Source organism: Oligella sp. HMSC05A10 (assembly GCF_001808335.1).
GTDB classification, from domain to species: Bacteria; Pseudomonadota; Gammaproteobacteria; order Burkholderiales; family Burkholderiaceae_B; genus Oligella; species Oligella urethralis.
In genome coordinates, this window is the sequence record NZ_KV792852.1 from 1 (window position 1) to 10,608 (window position 10,608).

At 47.4% G+C, this 10,608-nt stretch carries 8 protein-coding genes; 6 read left to right on the top strand and 2 right to left on the bottom strand.

Annotated elements, in window-relative coordinates; genetic code table 11:
• Together HMPREF3144_RS01260 and HMPREF3144_RS01265 are read left to right on the top strand one after the other, a co-directional pair.
• Nucleotides 1–295 (top strand): RloB domain-containing protein (locus HMPREF3144_RS01260; protein WP_210394288.1); only part of this gene is annotated, 295 nt, incomplete at its 5' end.
• A 75-nt stretch (nt 296–370) separates the two neighbouring features.
• Nucleotides 371–1,615 carry a DUF445 domain-containing protein gene (locus HMPREF3144_RS01265; protein ID WP_070475854.1) on the top strand — a complete coding sequence of 415 codons (1,245 nt, stop codon included), beginning with the start codon at nt 371–373 and terminating at the stop codon, nt 1,613–1,615.
• A 19-nt stretch (nt 1,616–1,634) separates the two neighbouring features.
• Here HMPREF3144_RS01265 and HMPREF3144_RS01270 read toward each other — a convergent pair whose 3' ends face one another.
• Nucleotides 1,635–2,069, bottom strand: a complete 435-nt coding sequence (locus HMPREF3144_RS01270; protein WP_018025532.1) for a PaaI family thioesterase — start codon at nt 2,067–2,069, stop codon at nt 1,635–1,637.
• Between the two features lie 225 nt (nt 2,070–2,294).
• Here HMPREF3144_RS01270 and HMPREF3144_RS01275 point away from each other — a divergent pair, with 225 nt between their 5' ends.
• From HMPREF3144_RS01275 to HMPREF3144_RS01285, 3 genes are all read left to right on the top strand, one after another.
• Nucleotides 2,295–2,606: a DUF485 domain-containing protein gene (locus tag HMPREF3144_RS01275; RefSeq protein WP_018025531.1), complete on the top strand. Its 312-nt coding sequence runs from the start codon at nt 2,295–2,297 to the stop codon at nt 2,604–2,606.
• Complete coding sequence (gene actP, locus HMPREF3144_RS01280) at nt 2,606–4,267, top strand: cation/acetate symporter ActP (protein WP_018025530.1); 1,662 nt, start codon at nt 2,606–2,608, stop codon at nt 4,265–4,267. The genes HMPREF3144_RS01275 and actP overlap by 1 nt, the downstream gene beginning before the upstream one ends.
• Before the next feature lie 97 nt (nt 4,268–4,364).
• Nucleotides 4,365–5,042, top strand: coding sequence for a response regulator transcription factor (locus HMPREF3144_RS01285; RefSeq protein WP_018025529.1), 678 nt, complete (start codon nt 4,365–4,367; stop codon nt 5,040–5,042).
• A 21-nt stretch (nt 5,043–5,063) separates the two neighbouring features.
• Here the strand turns inward: HMPREF3144_RS01285 and HMPREF3144_RS01290 are convergent, their stop codons facing one another.
• A complete protein-coding gene (locus HMPREF3144_RS01290) occupies nt 5,064–8,537 on the bottom strand; it encodes a hybrid sensor histidine kinase/response regulator (RefSeq protein WP_070475857.1) in 3,474 nt (1,157 codons plus the stop codon).
• A gap of 240 nt (nt 8,538–8,777) precedes the next feature.
• Here HMPREF3144_RS01290 and HMPREF3144_RS01295 point away from each other — a divergent pair, with 240 nt between their 5' ends.
• Nucleotides 8,778–10,487 carry a sulfate adenylyltransferase gene (locus HMPREF3144_RS01295; protein WP_018025527.1) on the top strand — a complete coding sequence of 570 codons (1,710 nt, stop codon included), beginning with the start codon at nt 8,778–8,780 and terminating at the stop codon, nt 10,485–10,487.
• Nucleotides 10,488–10,608 lie beyond the last annotated feature (121 nt).

Below are 10,608 nucleotides of genomic sequence, written 5' to 3' on the forward strand. Positions count from 1 at the left end.
TAAAGGAAGTTACACAAAATTATTTACAGGCTCGCTATTACTGCATTTCAAGTATACGACACAGCCTTTTAATAATTGCGCAAGTGTAATTCAACAACTTACTGGCTTTTTGCCAAGCTATAGCAAAGGTCTTGATGGTCTCTACCATAAGTTATCAGACAAGATGGATAAAGCCATAGCAAATGCCCAAAAGGCAACTATAGAAGCTCGAAACAATCGAACCGATAACCCTAGCACCCTGGTTTATCAAGTGGTGAAACACCTGCAGAAGATTGAAAAACAAACGCTTCATTAAAGGATACAGTATATAGTAGCGTATTAACCTGGTAACTTAGCATGGCGGGCGACTTACTTAGCCACACCAGTCTTTATGAGTACTCAAACCGACAAAGAACGTCAATTACGCCTGTATAAAGCCCGCGCCACCGCACTCTTGCTGTTGATGGCCGGGATCTTTATTATCACTACCATCTATCATACAGCCGACTCACCGAGCTGGTTGGGCTACCTACGTGCCTTTGCTGAGGCGGCAACGGTTGGCGCACTGGCTGACTGGTATGCCGTGACCGCTATTTTTCACCATCCCTTAGGCCTGAAAATACCGCACACCAACATTATCCGTAGGAAAAAGCAGCAAATCGGCGATAATTTAGGCGAATTTATGGTGGATAAGTTTTTAAGCGATGACAATGTCCGCCCTTATATTCAAAAGCTACAATTCTCAACATTGATCACCACCTGGCTAAGCAAAAAGTTCTCACAGGATATACTCGTCACTGAAAGCGCCAGCTTGATCCTAGATAGCATTCAAACCATGGACGAGCGTGCGGTGGTCGCTTTTATCAAGCAACAAAGCAAGGCCTTGACTGATGGGATAGCACTGCATCAATTACTTGCCAGCAGCATTGATTTCCTCATCGATAAGCATTGGCATCATGCGCTGATACAGATCATTTCACGAGAAATTAGAAACTATATTGTGTTTAATCACAAAAGCATCTACCAAATGGTGCAGGATAAAAGCCATACCCTGGTACCTAAAGCCATTGACCGCAAAATCGCTAAAGAAATTACCCTAGCCTTAGTCACCTATTTACTGGAACTAGAAAATGATCCTAAGCATCCCGCTTATAAAACCATTCCTCAGAAACTGTTAGCGTTAAAACAGGAGCTTCTCACTAATAAGGAATGGCAGCAACAACTGCAGCTTTTTAAAGATGAATGGATGCATGACGATAAATTAGAACGCATGGCCTATCAGCTTTGGTACCACCTCAAACATTCGGCCATGGTGGCGGCAGAGGATGATGCAAGTGCCTTGCATCAACAATTAAGAAGACAAATCAAGAAGCTCGTCGCCGAGCTTCAACAAAACTCAGCATGGCAACAAAGACTCGACCCTTGGCTGCAAAAAAAAACCTACCGCTATTTTCGTAAAAACCGCCATCTTATTGCCCGCTTTATCAGTACGACCGTAGGTCAATGGGATGCGGAAAAACTAAATCGTACCCTCGAACTTGAGGTTGCAAAGGATCTACAATGGATCCGTATTAATGGCACCATCGTTGGTGGCTTGGTAGGACTGCTGCTGCATGCGCTATCTACTTGGCTCTAGCACACAGATTGCGCACGCCCTAATTGCTAAGCGGAATGGCATAGGTCCCCACCACATGACACACCGCTTTATCCTCCTCACCCTCAGAGTAAATATAAACTTCACCCACGGCCAAGCTGCGACCGACTTTTAATAAATTACACTCGGCAATTAAATGCTTATCCGCACTCGGCTTTCTTAAAAAAGAAACATTTAAATTCGTTGTTACGGCTAAGGGCACAATCCCTATCTCACCCAAAATAGCAATATACAAAGTGACATCTGCCAAGCCCATCATACAAGGGCCGGAGACCGTACCGCCGGGTCTTAGATCGGCCTCGGTCACAATATGTCGCACCCTCGCTGTACCTTCACCCACCGCTAACACATCGACCGGCATTTGTGGAAAATCTTTTTCTAAAAAAGCCACAATCTCATCTAAGCTCGCTTTGTTAACCACCCTCTGATTACTCATCTTTTACCCCTATAGTATTAACCCTGTTAATGCTTGCCAGCCCGATATATAAAGACGCTGAAGCCCATATAGTAATACCCTAATACCAAAGTCTTGTATATAAAATTTATCACTAAACGTATATTAAATTGAGTGCTCATAAAGCGCCAGCTATTGCTATGGCAGTAGTTCAACCATCAATTAAATACACAAATCACAACAATAACTATTACCCGGGAGACAATTATGACGACTTCTAGCGACCATGTCGCCAAGCTAATAGCCAGTCCTAAGTATCAGGAATTGGTCCAAAAACGGAATCGTATTAATAATACCTTCTTTTTGATCATGCTATTGGTATACGCCGGTTTTATCTTTTTGGTTGCCTTTGCCCCAGGCTTGATGGAACAGCCTATCGGTAATATGACCATGAGTATCGGTGTTGCTTTAGGTACTTTAGTACTGATCAGTGCCAGTATTATGATCATTGTTTATACCATTGTTTGTAATAAAACCATTGACCCGCTACTTGCCGAAGTCCTTAAGGAGGTTCAATAATGTCTAGATTATTCGCTACACTCTTACTTTTGGCAGGTTCAAGTTCCATTGCAAGCGCCGCCACAGCCGGTCCGAGTAAACCGGCCATTATTATGTTCTTAGTGTTTATTGCGGGTACCATGGGCATTACCTATTGGGCAGCCCGCAAAACACAGTCCACGTCCGACTTCTACACTGCAGGCGGTGGCATTTCGGGTTTCCAAAATGGTCTAGCCATTGCCGGTGACTACTTATCTGCCGCATCCTTCCTAGGGATTGCCGGTATGGTCTATGTCAGTGGTTTTGACGGTGTGGTTTATGCGATTGGCTTTATGTTTGGTTGGCCTACCGTGATGTTCTTAATTGCTGAACGGTTGCGTAACCTAGGTCGTTACAACTTCGCCGACGTGACTGCTTTCCGCTTAAAGCAAACCCAGATGCGTACCCTTGCTGCGAGTGCTTCACTGTTAATTATCTGCCTTTACTTGATTGCGCAGATGGTAGGTGCCGGCAAGCTAATCGTTTTACTTTTCGGCATTAACTACAAATTAGCGGTCGTGATTGTAGGTGCCTTGATGATGGTGTATGTTGCTTTTGGCGGCATGACAGCAACCACTTGGGTACAAATCATTAAAGCGGTCCTCATGCTTTTCGGTGCGAGCTTAATGACTTTCTTAGTCTTAAAAGCCTTTAATTTCAACATTGATACGATGCTTGAAAAAGCGGTAGAAATTCACCGTGATGGACGTCATATTTTAGCACCGGGTGAGAGCTTAATTTCAAACCCGATTAACGCTTTATCGCTGGGCTTGGCCTTAGCGCTAGGTACGGCCGGTCTACCGCACATTTTAATGCGCTTCTTTACCGTGGCTAACGCTCAAGAAGCTCGTAAGTCCGTGATTTGGGCCAGTAGCTTTATCGGTTACTTCTACTTGCTAACCTTTATTATCGGCTTCGGTGCGATCTGGTTACTCAGCCAAAATCCTGAGTTATTTAATCGCGGTCCTGATGGCAGCTTCGATTTGATTCGTGACCTTATTGGTGGCACCAATATGGTGGCGGTTCACTTAGCCAGTGCGGTTGGTGGTGAGTTATTACTGGGCTTCTTAGCAGCGGTGACCTTTGCCACCATTGTTGCAGTCGTAGCCGGTTTATCTCTTGCCGGTGCGGCTGCGATTTCACATGACTTATACGATAATGTGATCGCCAAAGGCAATGTGACCGAAGAGCAAAAAATGCGTATTTCTCGTATTTCCACGGTTGCTTTAGGTGTGTTGGCCATTCTGTTAGGGATTATTTTTGAGAACCAAAACGTTGCCTTCATGGTAGGTTTAGCTTTCGCTATTGCTGCAAGCTCTAACTTCCCAGTGTTGGTATTGTCCATCTCTTGGCGTGGTTGTACCACCCGTGGTGCCACCCTCGGTGGTTTCATCGGCTTAATTACCGCCACCGTTTGGGTTGTATTAAGTAAAACCGTGTGGGTTGATGTGTTTGGCTTTGCTGAGCCTATCACCCCATTCCCTAACCCCGGTATTCTTTCCATCCCATTAGCCTTTATCTCCATCTGGTTCTTCTCTATCACGGATAAGAGCGCAGATGCGGCCAAAGAGAAGGCAGCCTTCGATGCACTTAACGTACGTTCACAAACTGGTCTCGGTATCAGCAAAGCTGAAGTGCACTAAGTTTAACGGCATCAAAGCGCACATTTGATTACAGAAATGTGCATATAATAAAGGGAGTCTGTGAATAGACTCCCTTTATTGCGTTTTGGAGCGGTTGATGAATGAACTACTGATAGCGGATGACCATCCTTTATTCCGTGAAGCCTTGCGGGGCTTGATTTCCAAGCATTACCCTGGTGCCAAGATTTACGAAGCGGAAAATGCCGATTCGGTATTTGCCTTGGTTGATGATCATGCCGATGCGGACTTACTGCTATTAGACTTAAACATGCCAGGCGCAGAGGGCTATAGCTCATTAGTTTTTTTACGGGCACAACACCCTCAATTACCTATTGCTATTATCTCCGCTCACGAAGATCCGATGCTGATGCGTCGCGCCATCGATCACGGTGCCATGGGCTATATCCCGAAATCAGCCGATATCGAAACGCTCTGCCAAGCCATCGATCATATACTCACGGGTGAGGTCTGGCTGCCTTCTAATGTACCACAAGCACCCGCCGTCACGCTCAAAGAAAAGGAGGCGGCACAGCGCGTAAGTGAGCTGACACCGCAGCAATTCCGCGTCTTGCAGATGGTGACTCGTGGTCGCCTCAACAAGCAAATCGCCTATGATTTAGGTGTTTCTGAAACCACTATCAAAACCCATATGACGGCCATTTTACGCAAACTTGGTGTGAGCAATCGCACCCAAGCGGTATTGCTCGCCTATGAACTCGATTTACAAAGTAAAACAGAGGCTGACTTGCGGGAGTTTCTGGGCGAGCAACCCTAGCACTCGCCCCCTGAGATTGAATTAGGAGGATTTTGGATTTCCACTGTCAAATTTTGGCTTAATGCTCTCATACTGGGCTGTTAAAAAGGCCCTCAGGCGAGCCGGCTTTAAGGGCTTTGTCAGTACCAAATAACCTCGCTGGCGAGCTTTTTGGCGCAGCTCATCACTGCCATCTGCCGTCAATAAGGCGCCATGTAAATAGCGTGCATTTTCACGCAACGCATCCAAACTATCTAAACCGTCTAAGCGATCATGCAAATGATAATCCGCTAACAGCACATGCGGCTTTTGCTCCATTTTGTTGAGCGCCTCATCAATGGTGGTGGCAGCAATCACCTCAACCCCCCATTGTCCTAGCAATATCGTCATGCCACTGATAATTTCCACATCATTATCTAAGCAGAGTACACGTAAACCGGCTAAGGGCAGATCGTCTGGCACCGTTTCAATCCTATTTGGCTTAATCGCTTCTGCGGCCGTGGCCATGGGTACTCGCACACTAAACATACTGCCTTTACTCACTTCCGACCGTACCGCCAGCTGATGCCCCAACAGCACAGAAATACGCTGACAAATCGATAAGCCCAAACCTAAACCCCGTTCGCCCCAATCAAAACTCTGCTCATAGCGCTGAAACTCATCAAATATATGCGCTAAATGATTGCTTGGAATGCCTTGGCCGCTATCCCACACCTGAAACTCGACTTCATCGCCACGCACTCGTCCGCCCAAAATAATGCGCCCCTCTCGGGTATAACGAAAGGCATTTGCCAACAGGTTTTGCAAAATACGCCGTAATAAACGCATATCGCTACGCACATAAACTGGTCGCATAAACACTTGAAAACGTAGGTTTCTACGCTTAGCTGAGGGAGCATACTGCTGGTATAAATCATCTAGTAAAGCCTTAGCATTAAACACCTGTATCTCAGGCTGCAAACCGCCGCTGTCTAGCTTGGATAGATCTAATAAGCCCTCCAACAGCTCCTCTGCCGCCCGTAGCGAGGTATCCACCCGTTCCGCCAAATGTCGCATCTGCTCGATACTATCCGTGCCGTCATGTAAGGCGGATGCAAAAAGCCTAGCCGCATTAATCGGCTGTAACACATCATGACTCACTGCGGTTAGGAAATAGCTGCGTGATTGTTGTGCCCGCTCCGCTTCCTCCGTCCGCTCAGCAACCCGTTGCTCCAACGTGACATTCATCTCTGTTAATTCCTGTTCGACCCGTTTAAACTCTGTCACATCGGTATAACTGGTAACATAACCACCACCGGGCAAGGGTCGACCGCGTAGCTCAATCACCTGCCCCTCACCAATCAAGCGCTGCGCCGAATAAGAGCTTCCCTCAAGCATATAGCCCAGCCGTCGCTCAATCAATTCGGTTAAATTTTCCCCGTCAAGCATGCGCAAACGCCCACGCTTAGCATTGAACTCCATAATTTCGGATACCGGCTGCCCAACTCTCAACAAATGTTGTGGAATATCCAAGAACTCCTCATAGCGCTGATTCCACGCCACTAAGCACATATTCGCATCCACCACACTGATACCCTGCTCCAAATTCTCCAGAGTTGACAACAACACGTCGCGATTAAAGCTCATTTCCTGGCGCGCTTCATCCAGCACGGAAACAATGGCATCCACCTCCACCCCGGAACCACGTAAGGCACTATTTAACACTAAGCGTGCGGAAGCAGCCCCGACGACAGCAGCTAACATCAGCTCAGCAAATTGAATCCACTCGGCATCGGCCCGTAGATCCTTGCTCAGCTCTAACCCTCTTTCTCGCGCCTGCATTTCAAAAGCCCAACCGGCCTTAGCCTCACCCACAATACGACCACTAATCACCAACAAGTCCTGCACCAAAAGGTTACTCGGCACATTCATCGACTCTAGCCGACGATACTTAGCGAAAGGGTCCAGAAACGGACGAGCACGTAGTCTTTCACCTAAGCTAGGTCCTTTAATTAAAGAAAAGAGTAGGAAAAAAGCGATATTAAATAATAATGACCAAAAGGTGCCATGGGTTAAGGGATCCATGCCACTGATACCGAAAAGCTGATGTGGCCTTAACCAGTGAATGCCGAAAGGTCCTTGCTCTACCCACTCATAGGAGAACCACTCAGACTCGGCTAGCGACGGTAACAATAGGGTATAAGCCCACAGCAAGGAGCCTGCCACCAAGCCTGCTTCAACCCCACGGCGACTCGCCCCCAGCCAGCTTAAGCCACCAATCAGACCTGGCGCAAATTGCACCACCGCTGCAAAAGCCATTAGGCCATAGGCTGATAATGCGATTTCCGAACCCGTGCCGACATAATAGCCATAGGCTGCCATGACTAAGACAAAAACCGAACCGCGCCGCATCCATAATAACGATTTGGAATAATCACCATGACCGCCATCAGCCCAACCACGTCTCAATAAGAAAGGCATGATCAAATCATTACTGACCATCGTCGCCAAGGCCACACTGGTCACAATCATCATGCCGGTAGCTGCCGAAAAACCGCCAATATAGGCTAATAAAGCGAGTATGGTTTGCTCCTTATGCAGTGGCAACACCAACACATAACTATCAACCGCCTCCGCACCCGTTTGTTCGAACACATTGAGAGACACGATGGCAATCGGTATCACCATCAGCGCAATCAATATCAGATACAGTGAAAACATCCAACGTGCGTACTTAATATCCCGCACATCGCCGCATTCCACAATGGTCACATGGAACTGGCGTGGCAAACAAACCACCGCTGCAAAGGCTAATAAGGTCTGCCCGACAAAACTCATGGAGCTGGTATGTTGCGTCAAGGTTTCAAGGGCACCAACGGCATTTAGATCCTCCGCATGAACCCACAAAAAGGCAAAAATCCCCACGGCAATTAAGGCCACGAGCTTGATCAATGACTCAAAGGCAATCGCTAGCATCAAACCGGGGCGATGCTCCGTTGCATCCGCTTGACGAGTACCAAACACAATCACGAAAAGCGCCATGAGCGCAGCCACATAAAGCGCCGGATCCCCAAAAAAGCTCGTCGAAATCTCCTGCCCAATAAACACCCCAATACTCATGGTCACCGCCTTAAACTGTAAAGCCAGATAAGGCACCACGGCAATCAGCGCAACAATGGTCACTAAACCCGCCAGGCGCTGAGAGCGTTCATAGCGACTGGCCATAAAGTCGGAGATAGAAACAATGCGTTGACTTTGTGCCACCAAGGCCATACGCTCTAAAAACAGCCCAAAAAACACAAATAACAATAGCGGACCTAAATAAATCAGTAAATAGCCCCAACCGAAGCGCACCGCACTTCCCACCGCACCGTAGAAGGTCCATGACGAACAATAAACCGCTAAGGATAAACCATAAACAGCCGGTCTTAACCAAAGACGCTTTTCATATAATGGATAGCGATCGCCAATCCAGGCAATGCCGAATAAGGTGGCCAAATAAATAAATGAGGCCAATATAACGTATGTTGGTGACATCTGCTCCCCTCACCCTCCTACTTTAGTAGCGCCACATCATTTCTTGCTCTTTTTAGATGTATATTGTAAGAGTAATAATAAATAAGATACCAATAAGACTGATTGCTAAATGCTTAAAATCAGTGTAATCGCTAGGTTCTTTATTTTGAAGTTCATTGAATAATAAACGGATTAAATGAAGAACAACAAATAAAAGCAAAATCAACCTTTTGTTGATTCAACTAAAATCATGGAGACATTATGGCCAATTCAGACTTAAACTTTGACAAGTACCCACAAAAGCCTCATGGTGGCGTATTAATTAATCAGATGGTCCCTGAGCATAAGCGCGAAGCCGAGATGGAGCGTGCTCGTTCCTTGCCAAGCATTCGGGTAGACTTAGAAGCCGTCATTACGATTGAGATGATTTGTACCGGTGTCTTATCACCGATCAAGGGCTTCATGAACAAGGAGGATTATCTTTCTGTACTTGAAAAAGGTCGCCTCAAAGACGGCACCATTTGGCCTGTACCTATTAGCTTTGCTCCCATCGGCGATCGTAACGCCGAGGTGATCGCCGGCTTAAAGGTAGGTGGTGAGGTCGCTTTAATCGACTCCTCCAATGAACCCGTAGCGATTTTAGAAATTGAGGATATTTTTGATTACGATAAAGAGCACCGTGCGCAGAGCCTATTTGGCACCACTGATCGTAATCACCCAGGGGTAGACTCGATTAACCGTCGTATGGGCACAAAGTCCCTTGGTGGTACCTTACATCTATTACGTCGTGCCGACTGGGGTCCGTTTGAGAAGCTACGGCTTGAGCCGAGAGACACATGGAAGCTCTTCTACGAGGAGCGTGGTTTCCGCAGCGTCGCCGGCTTTATTACCGGTGCTAACCCACTACACCGCGGTCACGAGTATATTCACCGTAATGCCCTCGAGGAGGTGGATGGTATTTTCCTCCAACCACTCGTTGAAATGGCTAAGCGTGAGTATGTACGTCACGAGTACCGTATGCTCGCTTACCGTAACGTGCTGGACACCTACTACCCTCAGGATCGCGCAATCCTCGGGCCACTACGTGTTACCTATATTTTCGCAGGTCCTCGCGAAGCGGTGTTACACGTCTTATTGATGAAAAACTACGGTTGTACCCATGCACTGATCGGTCGAGATCATGCAGGTACAGGTAGTTACTATGATAAATACGCTGCACACAGCATCTTTGAAGAGTACACGCCAGAGGAGATGGGTATCGACGTACGCTTCTTCCATGAGGTGTTCTATTGTACGCGTTGTGCCAGCCATGCGACGCCGCACACTTGCCCGCACGATGAGCGCTTCCGCTTAAATATTTCGGGTACCGGTATCCGCGAAATGCTGCGCTACGGTTTTGTACCACCTAAAGAGGTTATCCGTCCCGAATCCGCACTTGCGGCGATGCAAGGGGTACAGCCTAAGGGCGTCGATGCCGAGGGTAAAGGCGTACTACCTGTCGGCAAGGTGATTAAGAGTATGTACCCGTACTATACGCACTACACTCGCCTGGGTGGCTCGAAGCGTCCGGTACCACTGGAGATTGATGACTTGACCCTACTCGACTTGGAGCAAGCAACTTTCGATGCACGTTATCACGCAACCGATATCTATAAGGATGTTTACGCTGAGTACACGGCACTACTTGACCATAACCGCACCTTACAGCCAGCATGGCGCGGTGATGCTCGTCGTGACATGGCGCGTATGCAGGAGCGTACCATCTCCGACTTAGAGGAGAAGTTATCAGCAGCACCGGATAGCTCATCTGATGAGTTTATGTATCAGGATCGCAAAGAGGTAGAAAAGGAGCTTGAGGTAGCTAAGAAGTTGCTCACTGATGCCCCTTCGGCCCTTAACACCGAGACGCTAAATGAGCGTTGCTGGAACGTTTTACCGTACAAACGCTATCGCGGTGCGGATAATGACTAGTTCCTAAGCATGGCTCAACAGGCTCTGCTTGAAGCCTGCGAGCGGCTCAGTCGATGATAAAAAGCGCAATCGGTACGAGATGAAACTGGTTGAGACCTTTGCAATAACCCCTCAAACTTCC